Below are 17067 nucleotides of genomic sequence, written 5' to 3' on the forward strand. Positions count from 1 at the left end.
CCCGTGCGGCCCCCGCACCCCGGGAGCCCTCAGGGTCGCCGTCCGTCTCCCGTAGGGGACGGCATGATCCTCGGGTCGTACGCGGGCGCTCGCGCGTTTACACCGGCAGGCCGATGCCCGGGCGCCGCCCCGGCGCCACCATGGAAGACATGACCACGGCATCCATCACCCCGGACCCCACCCCCTCCGCCTCACCCCTCGCCAACGCCCTTCGCGTCATCAAGGCGTTCGCCGGCGCGGCCGTCAGCGTCGCCCTGCTCGGGCAGTACGCGGACGAGCGCAGGGCCTAGCCCTCAGGCGTCCTCCCCCGCCAGCAGCGAGTCCGCGTCCACGATCCGGTACGCGTACCCCTGCTCCGCCAGGAAGCGCTGGCGGTGCGCCGCGAAGTCCTGGTCGACCGTGTCGCGGGCCACGACGGAGTAGAAGCGGGCCTCGTGCCCGTCGGCCTTCGGACGCAGCACCCGGCCCAGGCGCTGTGCCTCCTCCTGGCGCGAGCCGAAGGTGCCCGACACCTGGATGGCCACCGTCGCCTCGGGCAGGTCGATGGAGAAGTTCGCCACCTTCGACACCACCAGCACCTTCAACTCGCCCTCACGGAACGCGTCGAAGAGCTTCTCGCGCTGCGCGTTGGACGTCTCGCCCTTGATCACGGGCGCGGCCAGGTGCTCGCCCAGCTCGTCGAGCTGGTCGATGTACTGGCCGATCACCAGCGTCTGCTCGCCGCGGTGCTTGCGCACCAGCGCCTCCGTGACCTTCCGCTTCGTGGCCGTCGTCGCGCAGTACCGGTACTTCTCCTCCGTCTCCGCCGTCGCGTACGCCAGCCGCTCGGAGTCCGTGAGGTTGACCCGCACCTCGACGCAGTCCGCCGGGGCGATGTAGCCCTGCGCCTCGATCTCCTTCCACGGCGCGTCGAAGCGCTTCGGCCCGATGAGGGAGAAGACGTCCGACTCGCGGCCGTCCTCCCGCACGAGCGTCGCCGTCAGCCCCAGGCGCCGCCGCGCCTGGAGGTCGGCCGTGAACTTGAAGACCGGCGCCGGCAGCAGGTGCACCTCGTCGTAGACCACCAGGCCCCAGTCCCGGGAGTCGAACAGCTCCAGGTGCGGGTAGACGCCCTTCCGCTTGGTCGTCAGCACCTGGTACGTGGCGATGGTGACCGGGCGGATCTCCTTCTTCGTCCCGCTGTACTCGCCGATCTCGTCCTCGGTGAGCGACGTCCGCTTCACCAGCTCGTGCTTCCACTGCCGCGCGGAGACGGTGTTGGTCACCAGGATCAGCGTCGTCGCCTTCGCCCTGGCCATCGCGCCCGCGCCGACGAGCGTCTTGCCCGCGCCGCACGGCAGCACCACCACGCCCGAGCCGCCGTGCCAGAAGCCCTCCACGGCCTGCCGCTGGTAGGGGCGCAGCGCCCAGCCGTCCTCGTGCAGCTCGATCGGGTGGGCCTCGCCGTCGACGTAGCCGGCCAGGTCCTCGGCGGGCCAGCCGAGCTTGAGGAGCGCCTGCTTGATCTGGCCCCGCTCGGAGGGGTGGACGGCCACGGTGTCGGGGTCGATCCGGGCGCCGACCAGCGGCTGGATCTTCTTCGACCGGAGGATCTCCTCCAGCACCGGCCGGTCCGTGCTCTCCAGCACCAGCCCGTGCGTGGGGTGCTTGACCAGCTTCAGTCGCCCGTAGCGGGCCATGGTCTCGGCGATGTCGACGAGCAGGGCGTGCGGCACCGGGTAGCGGGAGTGGGCGACCAGCGCGTCGACGACCTGCTCGGCGTCGTGCCCGGCGGCGCGGGCGTTCCACAGGCCCAGCGGCGTGACCCGGTAGGTGTGGATGTGCTCGGGCGCCCGCTCCAGTTCCGCGAACGGCGCGATGGCGCGACGGCACGCCTCCGCCTGCTCGTGGTCCACCTCCAGCAGCAGGGTCTTGTCGCTCTGGACGATCAAGCAGGACACACATACCTCCGCAGATAGGATCGTCGCGTGACAGACACCACACCTGCCACTGCGCGGGCCATGCCCCGTGCCCGGCGCCCGAAAGGCGTCGCAGCGAACGCGCCCGGTATGCGCGCTGCTGTCTACGTTCGCCTTTCCCGTGAAACTGAAGAGTCTACTTCCCCGGAGCGCCAGCGTGCGGCGTGCGAGGCGTTGTGCCAGGCCAGGGGCTGGCAGGTCATAGCCGTCGAAGAGGACATCGACGTCTCTGGCTACTCGCGGGGGCTTGATCGTCCGGGACTCCAGCGGATCTTGGCCCGGCTCGCAGAGTTCGACGTGATCGTGTTCTTCAAGATCGACCGTCTCGCGCGGTCCACGGTGGACTTCGCCGAGATCATGAAGATCACGCAGAACGAGGGCGTGGCGCTCGCGTCGGCCAGCGAGCCGCTGGACCTCACGTCGTCCATGGGGCGCGCCATGGCGAAGGTGATCGCGGTCTTCGCGGAGCTGGAGTCCGACACCATAGGGATGCGTGTCTCCAACGCTCACGAGCACCTGCGACGGGAAGGCCGCTGGACGGGCGGTCGCGTCCCGTACGGCTACCAGGTGGCCCCGAACCCGGACGGTCCCGGGCGCGTGCTGGTGGTGAACCCGGAGGAGGCGAAGACGGTCCGGGAGATCGTGGGGCGGGTCCTTGAGAAGGACTCCTTGATGAAGATCGCGACGGATCTCACCAAGGCCGGCGTTCCCTCGCCCGGCCACTCGTCCCGGCAGACCAGCGGCAAGCGCACCGACTCGAAGCAGTGGTACACGACCACGCTCAAGAGCCTCCTCACCAATCCGCAGCTCCTCGGGCAGGTCATCGAAGACGGCAAGCCGATCCTCCGCACGGACGGGCTGCCGCTCGTGACCCGCCCGCCGATCCTGGACATGGATACGTGGCACGCCTTGCAGGACGAGCTGAAGCGGCGCACCGGGGCCGGTGAACGGCGCCGCCACAACACGGCGTTGCTGCGCGCTGTCCTGTACTGCGGAGTGTGCGCGTCCCGGATGTACACCTACACGTCCAAGGGCAGACTTCGTTACCGCTGCATCGGCCGCCTGAAGCAGCGGCAGCGCACGGGCGAACAGGGCGGTTGCTACGGCCCGTCCGTCCCGGCAGAGCACACGGAGGAGCACGTCACGGGGCAGTTCCTGGAGAAGTTCGGGAGCTTGCAAGTCGTGCGCATGGTGGAGCACGTCGGGGAGGACTTCCGCCCGCAGATCCGCCAGGCGGAGGAGGCGTTGAGCGACCTGGAGAAGGACCGGTACGAACGGGGCCTCTTCAAGGGCGACGACGGTGCGAAGCGCTACGCAGACCAGTACGCCAAGCTGGAGGACCGCCTTGCCTCGCTGAAGGAGAAGCAGCGCAACGCCAAACCGGCGGGCATGGAGGCGGTGCCCACGGGCCGGACGTTCGGCGAACTGTGGAAGGCGGCGGACGTGGAGGGGAAGCGGGATCTCCTGCTGGAAGCAGGCGCGTACGTGGAGGTTGCTCCGGCCAAGCGGGGCGCACAACGACTGGACACGTCCCGACTCGCCGTCTTCTTCGGGGAGGACGGCAAGATCCGCAGGGCTGACGCGGACGGCAAGGACGTGGAGGAGGTCATCCGGGAGGCCGTAGCCCGAGATCTCGAAATGACGTAAGCGCACCTGAGCGCCCGTCGGCCCGTTGCTGGGGAATTCCCTGGTAGCGGGCCGTTCGTGCGTTCTAGGGTGTTTCTGCGGCTTCTGAGGTGTTGTCGGTGGCTGCGCCTAGGGTCGGGAGGTGTCGAACTTCGGTCGCGATTTTGTCAGGGAGGTGACGAAGCGACGTTGTGGGGGGTGGGTCTGCATGCGCCTGCTTTGCTTCTTTGCGCCCCGTCCGGAGACCAGCCCTTCCCCTTGCGGTTACTGGCTTGCGGCGCCCTTGCCGCAGCGTTTCAAGATCAACAAAAAGAGAGGTAGGGGTCTCGCTTGACGGCCCTTGATGAGTCGCGCGTCATCTGTTCGGAGTGCGGCGCCCCGCATGAGCGTCCCAACCGCAGGACGTGCGGGGCACAGCTGTGCGTGGAGTCGGCCCGGTTGCAGATTGCCGCCAAGCGGGCGCGTGAAGCGGTGCGTGCTGCTGTCGGCGCTCCCCGCTGCCAGCGTTGCAATGAGCCGCATGGGCGTGATGCGTGGGCGCGGTACTGCATGGGTTGCGCTGAAGAGGCGGAGGAGTCACGCAAGGAGGAGCGCCGCAAGCAGGTGCAGCGGGAGCAGGAAAAGGCAGCCCAGAAACCGTGCCAGGGCCCGAAGTGCTCCAACCCTGTCGGGCCTTCAAGAAACCGGAGTCGCTTGTACTGCTCGGAGGAATGTAGTCGCGCCGCTGAGTACATCCGCAAGCGTGCCCGTACCAAGCCTGACCCGGTGCCATGTCGACGCTGCGGCAAGCCGGTGATTCTCAAGTTCCGCGATGGCGTGTGCCGCTCCTGTCAGCAGATGCAGCGCACGGTGGCGCGCCGGGTGACGCTCCAGCGCCGAATACGCGAGGCACACGGAGACGCCGGGTGCTTCCACTGCGCCGCTCCGCTGCCCGAAGGGGGCGTGATCGATCACCTGCGCCCCATCTCGCGCGGTGGCCTGTCGACGCCTGCGAACATGCGCGTGGTCTGCGTGCCGTGCAACACGTCGAAGAAGGATCAGCTCATGGACGAGTGGTCGCCGCCGCATCTGATGGCGCGCTGACCCTGGGGGGTACCCCACTGCGCCTACCGCCGGATACCGGTACGTGATGGCGCCTCGCTGTGCGTACGGGTTTTGGGGCTGGTCAGGGGTGGGCGGGTACCCCCCTCCTCTCGCTACGCCGATCGGCAGTGAGCGGAATCTCTCGCGTGGCTCATCGGACCGTTTCGGAGGGCGTGTCGCTGTGAGTGATCACTGCGGGGCGTCTCAGAAACCAGGTATGTGAGACGGCGTCACCACGGCCCACTGAGCACCGGATTCACGTTCAAAACCCGTCTCACAACCTGTCGAAATCGCTTGATGTTCTGAGATGAGTTATGAGACGGTCTCGTCATGACCACGAACACCGGACGCCTCATCGGCTACGCCCGAGTCTCCACTGACGGCCAGGAGGCGCAGCTTCAGTTGGATGCACTGGCTGAGGCAGGCTGCGCCCGGATCTTCACGGACAAGGCAAGCGGGAAGAACACGGACCGCCCGGAACTCACTGCGGCGCTGGACTACCTGCGTCCCGGGGACACGCTCTGCGTATGGAAGCTGGACCGGTTCGCCCGGTCGCTGATCGACCTTGTGACGATGGTGGACGGCCTTGCTGAGAGGGGGGTGGGGTTCAAGGTCCTCACGGGCGCTCTGGCGAGCATCGACCCGAACACGGCGGACGGTCGCCTCATGCTTCAGGTGGTTGGCGCCATGGCGGAGTTCGAGCGGTCCCTGATCAGGGACCGGACCCGTGCCGGCCTGGACGCTGCACGGGCGCAAGGGCGTACCGGCGGACGCCCGACCGTGATGGACGCGGACAAGCTTGCCGCCGCGAAGGCGCGCCGCGCGAAGGGGGAGAGCGTCACGGCGATAGCCAAGGCTCTCGAGGTGTCTCGCGCGACGTTGTACCGGGCGCTTGCCGACGCGGAGTAGTCCGATCCGCGCTGAGAGGCCGTCTGCCGACTGTGGCGGACGGCCTTTATCGTGTCTCGGCCGTGGGGGGTGGGCGTCATCAAAGTTGGTGAGTGCCGTCGTCCAGCGATCCCGGCTCAAGCTTTACGTACGCGCGCTGAGTGTGACGTCTTTTTTGAGCCGGAAAGTTGCCTTGACCTGCCAAAACGTGCCCCTCTGCGCGCCAGAAAGGGCTTGCGAACGCGCTGGTAGCGGGCCTGAACGACAGGTCAAGGGCGGGGAGCGCGCCCCTACCCTCTCGCCCCCAAGTGTCTGACTGACAGGCACCCTTGACGGGCTCGGCTGGCGGGGCGATGGTCGTGCAATCGGTCGCAATCACGTCGACACAGGGAGCGGGTAGGAATGAAGCTGCGGTTCCTTGGGATCATCCCGAACACCGGCAAGGACGACTCGCCCACGATCTGGTTGGACCAGGACAGCGGAGACCTGCTGATCCAGTCCTATCGGGCCACGGAGGAGGAGCTGAAGGCGTGCAAGGAGATCGGCTCAATCCCCGGTCACAGCACGGACGTCCCCGATCACGAGACGGTCATCCGGCTGCCGAAGGTCATGCTTCAGTACATCCCCCGACCGGACGGAGACGCCGCTGATGAAGCCGCCGGCACGTGAGCCCTTGTCTCAGGCACAGCGGACCGCAATCCATCTGGAAGTTCGGGACCACTACCACAGTGAGGATCCGGACTTCCTTGCATGGCGAGAGGGCCGCCGCACGTTCACCCCGGACAACCGGGCGGACTGGTGGGAGGGCTGGCACGACGCCGTACACACCGCCGTGTCTCGAGGCGTGGCCGTCCGCCGTGCCCGCGTCGTCTCCGAGCCGCTGAGTGAGTACGTGCGCTGGGAGCACGCCTACGCCGTGACCAACGTCGCTGCTGGCGAACAAGTCCGCTGGCTCCCCCGGCGCCATGCCAAGGATCTGGCCGTCCCTGCCGTCGACTTCTGGGTCTTTGACGGTGAGCTGGTGCTGTTCCACCACTTCAGCGGGGATGGCGTACTCATGGAGCGTGAGTACGTCACTGACGACGAGCTGGCCGCGTGGTGCACCGAAGCCTTCGAGGCGGTCTGGAAGCGGGCCACGCCTCACGAGGAGTACAAGCCGGTCTAGCGCGCCATGTCAGTATCAGGATCATCAAGCGCCCAGCAAGCCCGGCAAGTCCTTGCCGACCGTCTCCGCGAGTTGGTCAAGGACGCCGGGCTGGACGGCAAAGACCTCGCCGCGCTGTGTGGCTGGCACCCGTCCAAGGTCTCTCGGATCTCGACCGCCAAGACGCAGCCCAGCGCCGATGACATTCGTGCCTGGTGCCGCGCGTGCGGCGCTGAGGATCAGGCAGACGATCTCATCGCCTCCCTGCGTGCCGTTGAGGGCACGTGGCTGTCGTGGCGTCGACTGGAGCGTGCGGGGCTGCGACGGTCCCAGGTGGAACGGCTCCCGCTGTATCAGCGCACGCGCCGGTTCCGTTCGTACTGCTCCTGGGCGCTCCCCGGACTCCTCCAGACCTACCAGTACACCGAGGACGTGCTTCGCGTGATCCAGCAGCAGCGGGTGCCGGTCGATGATGTGGCCGACGCCGTGGCTGCACGTATGGAACGGCAACGGGTGCTGCACGAAGGGCAACGCCTGTTCGCCTTCGTGATCGAAGAGCCGGTACTCAGGAACACGCTCAGCTCTGGAGAGGCACAAGGTGCGCAGCTAGAGCATCTGCTCAGCGTGAGTCGCCTGCCGAACGTCAGCCTGGGAGTGATCCCGGTGGCACAGCAGCGCCGCCAACTGCCGGTCGAGAACTTTTGGATCTACGACAACGCCCAAGTCAATGTCGAGCTGGTGTCCGGCTACCTCACGATCACACAGCCCAGCGAGGTATCGACGTACGCCGAGACCTTCGCCACGCTTGCCGACATGGCGGCATACGGCCAAAAGGCCCGCAGGATGATCGCAGCAGCTATCGCGGACCTCGGATGATTGTTCCGCAATCGCGTGCAATCGACTGGGAGTTGAGACTCTGCTGTTCCTAGCGTGGTGGTTCTTCCGGACCACGTAAGGGGATGGCGAGATGGGCAGTCGCACGCAGGCGGCGGACGCCGACGCACGTCAGTGGGAGTACGTCACTTACGCACCGACCGGGGAGACCTGCCCCGCCTGCCGGAGGAAGATCAAGCCGCTCGAGCCCTGCCGCCGGTTCACGGTCGAGCGCGCTTCGGCTGCCCCCGTCGTCGCGTACCGGCACGCGCACTGCGGCGGCACCCGGGAGATCAAACGGTGACGGCCCCCGCGCGGCTCCAGAGGCTCCCTGTGCGCCCGTTACCGGCCCCGGAGCTGGTGAGCCGCGTAGACGCCCCTGCCAGCCCGTACGCGGGTTCTCCCGAGGGGTGGTGGACACCGTACGGCGGGGCGCTGGACGTGCGCTCTGGCGTCGTCTACATCCCCCAGGGGGCTGATCAACCGCCGTGCCCCTTCCCGTGCGAGACCTGCGGGGGCACGGCCGAAAGACCCCACGACCGGGTTGGTTGAGGTCCATTCCCGTGAGGTGGGTACGCCGCTCATGGCAGGGGGATGTGGTGTCTGCCCATCGCCGTGAGCGGCAATGCTCCGCCTCCTCCATGTTGGAAAGATCGCTTGGAGGAGGCGGTTAGAGGTCCCCCGACCGGACCAGCCTTGAGCGGGGGCAGGCGTGCCCACCCTGAAGGGACGCTCTTCAGGCGCTCTCGCCCCGGTCCGCCCTCGTAGGCAGGGTGCCGCTTCGGCGGTGAGGGACTGGCCCCGCTCGTGCGTCGTACGCCTGGCGTTCGGGCGGGGCCTTAGGTGCTCCGGGTGCGCCCCTACCGGTTGTTCTCGGGAACGTGCACCGTGACGACCCCATCCGCCGTAGTATGCGTATCAGGCTTGATCGCTTGGACGATCAGGGGTCCGCTCACGCCTCGGCCTTCCGCTCGTTTCGGTCCCGCCCGTGCCGCGGGACAAGCTTCCAGTGTCCCCCATGCGGCGCGGTACGTGCGGAGCGCCGGGAAGGAGCCGGCCGGGCGCGGGCCGGCTGACCGGGCCCGGGGTCGGGGTGCGGGTACGGGCCGGGGTGCGGGTACGGCGAAGCGCCCCTCCCTGGGGAGGGGCGCTTCGGTCGTGCGGTGCACCAGGTCAGTTGGCCGTGACCTCGATCACGCGGGTCGTCGCCCGCTGGTAGGAGCCGTTCTCGGGGCCGCCCCACATCATCACGGTCGCGTGGCCCGGGGGCGCGCCGGAGGCGACGCGCAGGCGGACGTCCGTGGTCCGCAGCTCTCCCTTGGCGAGCTTCTGGGAGCCCAGGGAGCCGTGGGAGCTGAACGGCGACCGGTTGACCATGGGCTTCCACCATCGGCCCTCGGGTGCCGGGGGAGGGGAGGCAGCCGGCGGGGCCGCGGCCGCTCACACCACGTCGTCCGCCAGCTCCGCCACGCCCGTGATGCGGTGCAGGGGGTAGGTGCGCACCTCGTCCGCGGTGTGGTCGTACGCCGTGACGAAGCCGCCCTCGACCCGGATCGGGGCGATGACGCGCTGGCTGGCGCCGCCCTCGGCGTTGACGTAGCCGATCCAGACGGCCGCGCCGGTGAGGACCGCGGCCTGCACCGTGGCCAGGGTGTCGGCGCTGGTGGTGCGGGGCAGGCCGCCGTCGGCGGGGGCCGGGGCGCCCGACGGCTTGCGGTGGGCCGTGGCGGCCAGGTCGCCGGCGCGGACGGCGCGGACCGCCGCGCCCAGGAGGGTGTCGCCGGGAACGGGCGGGCCCTCCGGCACCGGGGCCGGCGCCGTGCGCGGCGGGGTGCGGTGGGCGTCCGCGCGGGTGATCACCACGTCGCCCTCCGCGGACTCGGCCGCCGGGGCGTAGCCCATGGCCCGCAGGGTCTCCAGGAGCGTGTCGGGGGCCGCCTGCGCGGCCAGCACCGTCGAGGCGAGGCGGCGCAGCCGCAGCGGCGCGGAGCGGCGGTCGGCGAGGATCTCGGCCAGCACCGCCTCGTCGTCGCAGCGCAGGTAGGAGGAGGCGGCGCCCACGCGCAGCCGGCCGTGGCGGCGGGCCACGTCGTCGATCAAATAGGCGAGCGGCTGCGGCACGGGCGTCAGCGAGTGCCCGGCCAGGAAGGCGTGCAGGTCGGCGGCGGTTCGGCCGGCGTCCAGGGCGCGGCGCACGGACCCGGGCGTGAAGCGGTAGACCGTCGCCCCGCCCTTGGACTCGACGTCGGCGAGGACGGCCAGCGTCTGCGCCAGCGGGCGGAGCAGCGGACCCGGGGCGACGGCCGTCAGGTCGGCCTGCAGCAGGACGTGGTCCACCGGCCGGGGCAGCAGCGGGGCCAGCTCGGCGCCGGCGCGGGCGGCCGCCGTGTCCGGGTCCGGGCCGGCCAGGAGGGTACGGGCGTGGGCGGCCAGGGCGCCCCGGCTCGTCAGGCCCAGTGTCTCGGCCTCGGCCAGTGCCGACAGCGCCAGCCGCGACCGCAGGTCGTCCGTCGCGCTGCGCGGCGGGCGCTCCCACGCCAGGCGGGCCAGCAGCGTGTCGGCCGAGACGGAGGCGCCGGGCGGGAGGGAGGCCAGCAGGTCCAGCACGCGCCGGCGCACCTCGGGGGCCGGGCCGCGGTCCAGGTCGGGGCCCAGGACGGCCAGGGCGCGGCCCTTGGCGTCCTTCTCGCCCGCCAGGGCCGGGGTCCGGGTGGTGGCGAGCCACGCCGTGGCCAGGCGCGTCCAGCGCCGCTCGGCGGGCAGCGCCAGCCAGTCGTCGTACTCGGGCGTGGGGGCGTACCGCTCGTCCACGTCGCCGTCCGAGGCCAGCAGGCCGGCGGCGTAGGCCAGCTCGGCCCAGAACGCCGCGTCGCCCTCCGTGGTGTCGAGGACGGCCGCGGTGCGCTTGAGGTCCCGCACGCTCAGGCCGCCCGCGCGAAGGACCAGCGGGCCGGCCGTCTCCCAGTCCGTGAGCAGGTCCTCGACGACGCTGAGCGCCGTGAAGGCCTGCCCGGCGGCGCCCGCGTCGACGGTGGCGGACGGGTGCTCCGTGACGGGCGCCAGGTCCGGCGCCAGCGGCTCCGGGCAGCGGTGCGCGCGCCCCGCCCGCAGGTGCAGGGCGGCCTCCCGGGGCAGCACCACGCTGCCGGGCCCGGTCGGCAGGAGCAGGCCCCGGTCGAGCAGCCACCGCAGGTGCGACGCGGGCTCGGCGGTGACGGTGCCGTGCGGCGGGCCCCACAGCAGCTTGCCGAGCACGGCCTGGGCCTCGGCGGGGGCGCCGGCCAGCAGCGCCGCCATGCGGCTCCGGTCCTCGAACAGGGCGGTGAGGGCGGCCACGGCCGACACCGGGTCGTGGGTGGCCGGCAGCCCCGCCGCCTCGATGATCCGCTGCAACCGGCCCGGCGACATCCCGGCCGTCGCCTCGGTGACGGTCGGGCCGAGCCCGGTGGGCGAGAGGTGGGCGGCGCTCGGCGCCAGCAGCTCGCGGGCGGTGCGCACCAGCCGCAGCCGGTCCTCGCCGCCCCAGACCAGGGCCTGGTCCCGCAGGGTGGCCACGGCGCGGGGCAGCTCGGCGGCGACCCGGGGGTCGCTCGCCTCGTCACCCGTCATGAGCCCCGAGAGGGTGGTGTACGGGCACGGGTCGGGGGCCACCGCCAGGGCCTCGGCGACCTGGAGCGCGAACCGGTCGAGGCGGTCCAGGGCGCGGACCACCGAGGCGCGGGTCGAGGCGCGGGTGGCGAGCTGGGTGAGGTCGCCGGGCACCGGGTTGAGGAGGTCGGGGCGCGCCCTCAGCAGGGCGGCGAGGGCCTCGTCGGGGCGGGTGCGCAGCTCTTCGGCGAGCGTGCGCGGAGCTCCGCCGGTGCTGCCTCCGGTGCTGCCGGTCTCCCGCGACGTGGTCATTCTGCTTACGGTACCGGGTCGGTGCGGTTTGGCCCCGGCTTCCTTCCGGCACGCGGTCCGGAGGGCCGCAAACCGGTACCTTCGGTGGGGTTCGGCGGCTGATGTGGCCTTGGGGGCTTCGGTGGGGATCGAGAGCGATCAGCTTGTTTACGACTATCTGAGCCAGGTCGGGGACCTGGCCCAGAGACAGTCGCTCACCTCCGGCGACCGCATGCGGCTTGTCTCCCGGCTGCGGGCGGAGATCGAGCGCCGCCGGGCCGACGAGGGCGCGGAGACGCCCGCTGCCGTGCAGCGCATCCTCGACGGTCTGGGCACGCCCTCGGAGGCGGTCGCGGGAGCCGGCTCGTCGTCGGGCGGCGACGACGGGCCGGGGACGGGCCGGGTGCCGGTCCAGCGCCGCGAGGGCGAGTCGGTGCGCCCGCCCGGCGGGGCGCTGCCGCCGCACCTGGCTACCGAGGAGGAGCTGCGGCCGCGCGGCGGCGGCGACCCCGACTGGTGGCGGATGGCGCCGGGGCCCTTCGACGGCGGGGGCGCCGGGGACAGGGTGCACGGGTTCGTGGGCGGCATCGAGGTCCCCGACATGCTCCGGCCTCCGAAGGAGGCCGGGGTCGCGGCTGCGGCCCCCGCCGCGGCCGGGCTCCGGAAGGCGGCGAAGGAGACGGAGGCCGCCCTGGACGAGGAGGAGGACGAGGCGGCCGAGGACGCCGAGGACGCCGGCCGCGTCCCCCTCAGTCCGGTGCTCGTGCTGGTCGCCGTCCTGCTCGTCGTCGGCGCCGTGCTCGGCAACTGGTTCGTGCTGGTGGCCGGCTGGGGCCTGGCCTACCTGACGCGCCGTCTCACGCCCGCGGAGTCGAAGTGGGCGGTCATGGGCGTGCCGGGGCTGGCGGCGGCGGGCGGCGTGGCGTGGCTGTGGGGGCGCGTCGACGAACGCTGGGGCGAGCCCGTGCCGCAGGGTGCGATGGGGACGGCGCTGGCGGAGACGCTGCCCGTGGTCGTGCGGGTCGCGGCCGTCGCCTCGGCGCTGTTCGTGATGTGGCGGGCGCGCAAGCCGGGGTGAGGGGGCGCCGGGGCGGGGCCGGGGCGGGGCTTGTTGGGCCGGCGGGGCCGGGGCGGCGCGGGCCCCTGGGGGCCGGACTCCTCGCCGCCCCAGGCCACCTGTCCACGGTCACCCGGCAACCGCCGCGAAGAGCCCTGCACGCCCCCTGCCGGGGCCCACCCCGCGCCGGCCCCTCGCGTCGCCGTGGGGCCGGGGCGGGGCGCGTTCCGGCTACAGGCGCCTCAGTCGAACCACCGTGCCCGCGCCAGCTCTTCCGTGCGGGACGGGTCCTCCAGCAGCGCCGCCGCCTCGAAGCGCCGCGACCACTGGCCCGCCGCCCACGCCAGGCCCGCCGCCACGCCCTCCAGCGTCGCCGCGTGCAGGACGCGGTCGGGCCCGTAGCGCCAGTCCAGTTCGATCCCGTCGGCCACGAGCTCCTCGTGCTCGACGTACGTCGCCGGCGCGCCCGGCAGCAGGGCCCGCAGGCCCTGCGGCACCTCGCGCACCTCGCCCTCGTCGGCCAGGACGGACGCCGTGACGACCTGGCTCAGCCGCCGGACCTGCAACAGGTCCGCCAGCTCGGCGGCCCGGTCCGGGCGCACCGGCAGGAGCGCGACGCCCGCGGCCAGGGGCAGCAGGTCCGGGGCGTCCGCCACGACAGCCTCCGCCGCGTCCACGACCCGCACCGCGCCGTCGACGACGGCCCGCAGCTCGTCGGGGAGCGTCACCTCCTCCGGGTCGAGGCCGGCCAGGGCGCCGTAGAGCCCGTGCAGCTGGGCCGGGCCGACCGGCAGCTCCGGGTCGGCCAGGCGCGCCAGCAGCTCGGCCGCGCCGCCGGGCTCGTCCAGCAGAGCCGCCACCGAGGTGCGCACGCCCAGGGCCCGCAGCACCTGCTCGTCGGCCAGGCCCGCCGTGTCCGCCGCCTCGTACAGCCCGGCCAGCAGCGGGTCGCCGCCCGCCACGCGCAGGCCGGCGGGGCGCCGGCCGTCCAGGACGGGGTGGCCGCGCAGCCACCACGCGGTGTAGGGGCGTACGGACTCCGTCGTGCCGTCCGGCAGCAGCACCCGCACCGGCGCCGTCAGCGCGTCCCGCAGCGGGGGGCGGGACAGCAGGGCGAGCGCCTGCGGCCAGGCGTCGTCGTCGACCAGGTCCAGGTCCCGCACCGCCACGACCTCGGTCGCCACCGGCGGCACCGGCGCGTCGGGCAGCCGGTCCAGGACGTCCTCGCACCACACGTCGACCGCGTCGAGCAGGCCCACGTCGTCGGGCTCGGCGAAGTCGCCGTCGCGCGGTTCGAGTTCGTCGGGGTCGAGAACCACGTCGGTGGCCCGTACGAGCGCGAAGTCGGCGAGCACGCCCACGGCGGTCAGCGGCTGCTCGCCCCAGCGCTCGGCCAGTTCCGCGTCGCAGGCGGCCAGCTCGCCGGGGCGGATGACGCTCTCGAAGGCGCTGCCGGGCAGGACGAGTTCCCCGGCGGGCGCGAGCTCGCCGTCCTCGTCGGGCAGGGCGAGGGCGGCGAGCCAGGGCTCGTCCCCGGGTGCCAGGCCCGCGTCGCGCACCAGCGAGAGGACGACCTCGACGAGGGTGTCGTTGTCGAGCCCGTCCTCGTCCCAGTAGTCCTCGGCGTCGAGGGAGGCGGCGACCGCGGCCCGCACCTGAGGCGTCGTCAGGACCGCGCGGGGCGACGACGGCGTGGCGCCGAGCTTCTCCAGCAGCGGGTGGGCGGCGTCCGGGTGCGCGACCTTCAGGCCGAGCCTGGACAGCCGTTCGGATCCGGTGGCGTCGACGGACGGCAGCAGCACCTGGCGGGGGCCGATGGCCGTGCGCCCGGGCCCCTCGTCCCCGGCGTCCCCGGCCAGCGGCACGGGCAGACCGGTGAGGCGGTCCGGGTCGACGCCGGCGAGGCTGTCGTAGAGCCGCCACCACCAGGCGGGGGAGCGCTCCACGCCGGCGAGTCGGTCGACGACCTCGCCGAGCGAGACCCGCGCCACGCCCAGCGCCCGCAGCTCGGGGCGGCGCTCCAGCCCGGCCGGCAGCAGGCCGGGGAACAGCTCGCCCAGCACGGCGACGGTCTCCGCGCCCGCGCCCTCCACGATCTCGGCGTCGACGGGCCGCAGGGCGGCCGGCTCGCCGCCGGGGCCGCCGGGCGCGAAGGGGTCGTCCCAGGTGTCGGCGGCGGCCGGGCCGTGCGGCGCGGCGCCGGCCGGCTCCGCCGTGTGCGTGGCGGCGTCCGGGCCCTCGGTCCAGGGGATCCCCTCCACGCCGCCCGACGCCGGCGCCGGCTCCGCCTCGGTGGGGACGCTCGCGGCCGCGCTCGACAGGAACGGCACGCGCGGCAGCCGCTGGAGCACCTGCCGGCGCAGCTCGGCGTCCAGGGCGCCCTGTGCCAGCGGGGCGGGGACGAGGTCGAGGGTGCCGGTGGAGACGGGGTGCCAGGAGCGCAGCAGCTCGCTGTACGCCTCCGCCGCCCGTCCGATGAGGAAGTCGGTGAGCGAACCGGGCGCGGTGTGGCGGCGGGTGGGCTCCAGCGGGAAGCTCGCGATGAGCAGGGCCGGCAGGCCCAGCGGCTCGTCGGTGGGGGTGGGGGCGTGCACGACGGGCGCGGTGCGCGGGCGTACGGGCGCGCCGTCGGCGTCCACGGGGACGGCCCAGGTCACGGACCAGTGGGGGCGCAGGCGCTCCTCCACGGGGCGGTCGGTGAGGAGGGCCGGGTCCAGGCCCCCGCCGGCGCTGCCGACGCGCCAGCGGGTGACGGGGACGGCGCGGGCCGAGTCCTCGACGACGGTGTAGACGCCCTCCTGGCGTCGCGTCAGGGTGCGGGGGGCGGCGTCGGGGGTCTCGACGACGACCTCGGTCAGGCCCGGCAGGGCCAGCAGCAGGGCGTCGTCGACACCGGCGAGCAGCCGGCCGGCCAGGTCCTCGGCGGTGCCGTCCCGCAGGGGCAGCACCACACAGGTGTCGTAGCCCTCGGGGGCCGCGCCCTCGGCGGGCAGCGGCAGCCGGAGCAGCGGCACGTGGCCCTCGCGGCGGCGGATCTCGGTGCCCAGGCCCGGGCTGGCGGACGCGGTGTCCTCGGCGAGGGCGCGGGCCTCGGTGAGGGACCAGCGGACGCCGCCGGTGCGGCCGACGAGGGCGGGCTCGTCGGTGACGGCCAGCACCGCGGCGAAGCCGACGCCGAACCGGCCGACGGCCGAGTCGTCGCCCTCCCGCTTCGCGGACGCCCGCAGCGTGGACAGCGACTCCACGCCCGCGGCGTCGAGCGGGGCGCCGGTGTTGGCGGCCGCGAGCACGGCGGGCTCGTCGCCGTGGGCGGGCCGCAGGGTCAGCCGGAGGCGGCCGGGCACGCCGGCCCGGGCGGCGGCGTCGGCGGCGTTCTGGGCCAGCTCGACGACGAGGCGGTCGCGGTAGCCGCCGAGGGCCAGGTCCTCCTCGGCGTTGGCGTCCTCGCGGAACCGCGCGGGCGACGCCGCCCACGCGTCCAGCACACCCCGCCGCAGCCGCGCGGTGCCGAACGGATCCATTCCCGTACCGGTCACGTCTGTCGTCTCCCTGTGCCGTCCACCAGTGTCTGCGGTGAACGTACCGGGTTCACGGTGACGGGCGGGCGGCAGGGAGCGCCCGGTGCCGGGGGCCGGCGGGCCGCCGGCGTCAGGAGTGGCCCAGGTCCTCGGCGTCCGCGTCCTCGTCGTCGGGCGTCCGCAGGGACAGGGGCTCCACCAGCGTCTCGTCGATGACCGGCGGGGCCGGCCGCGGCGGCTTCGGCATGACGGCGGCCTCCGAGTGCCCGCCGCAGCCGTACGACAGCGACACGACGTGCCCGTCCGCCGGCCCGAACTCGTTGCCGCAGATGCCGAACGCCTGGCCGAGCGATCCCCCGATGGGGACCAGGAAGCCGCAGCTGACGCACGAGGCGGGCGCCGCCTGGGCCATGGGCGTCTTGGCGCCGTGCGTCTCGTCCCAGCGGTCCGCCGCGGTGTGCAGCCCGTAGCGGGAGAGGACGCGCGCCCGGCGCATGCCGAGCTCCTCGGCGACGGCCGAGAGCGAGCCTCGCGCCGGGGCGACCGGCTGGGCGGACGGCGGGCCGGCCGAGACCTCGGCGTCCTCGGCCTCGGCCAGCTCGGCCATCTCCTGAGAGACGGCGGAGTTCGGCGGCGGGGCGTCCTCACCGGTCCAGCCGGGCTCCAGGCGCAGGTCGTCGGCCTCGGTGGGCAGCAGGTCGCCGGGGCCCATGTCGCCGGGGCGCAGCCGCTCGCTCCAGGGCACCCACTCGGGGGCCAGCAGGGCGTCGGGGCCGGGCAGCAGGACGGTCTCGTCGAGGGTGACGACCTTGGCACGGGAGGCACGGGCGACGGTGACGGCCCAGCGCCAGCCGCGGTAGCCGGGGTCCTCGCAGGTGAAGTAGTGCGTGACGACCCGGTCCCCGTCGGCGGCGACCTCGACGTGCTCGCCGATCTTCCCGGGGCGCGCGGCCTCCTCGGCCGCCGTCCGGGCGAGTTCGACCGCCTCGGCGCACAGGCGGTCGGGGGTACGGCTTCGCATCGCAGCACTCACAAGAATCG

General features: G+C 73.0%; 14 protein-coding genes. 9 read left to right on the forward strand and 5 right to left on the reverse strand.

Translation table 11 applies throughout. The features are described from left to right. Positions 1-149 precede the first annotated feature (149 nt). Positions 150-290 carry a hypothetical protein gene (locus CYQ11_RS29595; RefSeq protein ID WP_181143692.1) on the forward strand — a complete coding sequence of 47 codons (141 nt, stop codon included), beginning with the start codon at positions 150-152 and terminating at the stop codon, positions 288-290. A 3-nt stretch (positions 291-293) separates the two neighbouring features. On the opposite strand, the gene CYQ11_RS17860 is transcribed toward CYQ11_RS29595, so the two are convergent. Then, entirely contained in the window at positions 294-1940 is a 1647-nt protein-coding gene (locus tag CYQ11_RS17860; RefSeq protein WP_099201815.1) for a DNA repair helicase XPB, read from the reverse strand. A gap of 108 nt (positions 1941-2048) precedes the next feature. On the opposite strand from CYQ11_RS17860, the gene CYQ11_RS17865 reads away from it, so the two are divergent. The 7 genes from CYQ11_RS17865 to CYQ11_RS17895 all read left to right on the forward strand — a co-directional run bounded on the left by CYQ11_RS17865 (position 2049) and on the right by CYQ11_RS17895 (position 7876). After that, a complete protein-coding gene (locus tag CYQ11_RS17865; protein ID WP_181143693.1) occupies positions 2049-3605 on the forward strand; it encodes a recombinase family protein in 1557 nt (518 codons plus the stop codon). Positions 3606-4022: 417 nt separating this feature from the next. Then, complete coding sequence (locus CYQ11_RS17870) at positions 4023-4667, forward strand: HNH endonuclease (RefSeq protein ID WP_146104701.1); 645 nt, start codon at positions 4023-4025, stop codon at positions 4665-4667. A 330-nt stretch (positions 4668-4997) separates the two neighbouring features. Further along, positions 4998-5576 carry a recombinase family protein gene (locus tag CYQ11_RS17875; protein ID WP_099201812.1) on the forward strand — a complete coding sequence of 193 codons (579 nt, stop codon included), beginning with the start codon at positions 4998-5000 and terminating at the stop codon, positions 5574-5576. Between the two features lie 381 nt (positions 5577-5957). Next, positions 5958-6224, forward strand: a complete 267-nt coding sequence (locus tag CYQ11_RS17880; RefSeq protein ID WP_099201811.1) for a hypothetical protein — start codon at positions 5958-5960, stop codon at positions 6222-6224. Then, on the forward strand, positions 6205-6720 hold the full coding sequence (locus CYQ11_RS17885) for a DUF6879 family protein (protein WP_099201810.1): 516 nt from the start codon (positions 6205-6207) through the stop codon (positions 6718-6720). The genes CYQ11_RS17880 and CYQ11_RS17885 overlap by 20 nt, the downstream gene beginning before the upstream one ends. A gap of 6 nt (positions 6721-6726) precedes the next feature. Then, positions 6727-7575, forward strand: coding sequence for a helix-turn-helix domain-containing protein (locus CYQ11_RS17890; protein ID WP_099201809.1), 849 nt, complete (start codon positions 6727-6729; stop codon positions 7573-7575). Between the two features lie 91 nt (positions 7576-7666). Then, positions 7667-7876, forward strand: a complete 210-nt coding sequence (locus CYQ11_RS17895; RefSeq protein WP_099201808.1) for a hypothetical protein — start codon at positions 7667-7669, stop codon at positions 7874-7876. Positions 7877-8745: 869 nt separating this feature from the next. Here CYQ11_RS17895 and CYQ11_RS17900 read toward each other — a convergent pair. Together CYQ11_RS17900 and CYQ11_RS17905 are read right to left on the reverse strand one after the other, a co-directional pair. Then, positions 8746-8949 (reverse strand): hypothetical protein, encoded by a 204-nt coding sequence (locus CYQ11_RS17900; RefSeq protein WP_099201807.1) that lies wholly within the window; start codon positions 8947-8949, stop codon positions 8746-8748. Positions 8950-9012: 63 nt separating this feature from the next. Then, positions 9013-11472, reverse strand: coding sequence for a helicase C-terminal domain-containing protein (locus CYQ11_RS17905; RefSeq protein WP_099201806.1), 2460 nt, complete (start codon positions 11470-11472; stop codon positions 9013-9015). Between the two features lie 121 nt (positions 11473-11593). On the opposite strand from CYQ11_RS17905, the gene CYQ11_RS17910 reads away from it, so the two are divergent. Then, positions 11594-12529 (forward strand): hypothetical protein, encoded by a 936-nt coding sequence (locus CYQ11_RS17910; RefSeq protein ID WP_099201805.1) that lies wholly within the window; start codon positions 11594-11596, stop codon positions 12527-12529. Between the two features lie 221 nt (positions 12530-12750). On the opposite strand, the gene CYQ11_RS17915 is transcribed toward CYQ11_RS17910, so the two are convergent. Together CYQ11_RS17915 and CYQ11_RS17920 are read right to left on the reverse strand one after the other, a co-directional pair. Beyond that, positions 12751-16029: a sacsin N-terminal ATP-binding-like domain-containing protein gene (locus CYQ11_RS17915; RefSeq protein WP_099201804.1), complete on the reverse strand. Its 3279-nt coding sequence runs from the start codon at positions 16027-16029 to the stop codon at positions 12751-12753. 127 nt (positions 16030-16156) lie between these two features. Then, positions 16157-17047: a DUF3027 domain-containing protein gene (locus tag CYQ11_RS17920; RefSeq protein ID WP_099201803.1), complete on the reverse strand. Its 891-nt coding sequence runs from the start codon at positions 17045-17047 to the stop codon at positions 16157-16159. Between the last annotated feature and the right edge of the window lie 20 nt (positions 17048-17067).

The sequence above is a fragment of the Streptomyces cinnamoneus genome (assembly GCF_002939475.1).
GTDB lineage: Bacteria > Actinomycetota > Actinomycetes > Streptomycetales > Streptomycetaceae > Streptomyces > Streptomyces cinnamoneus_A.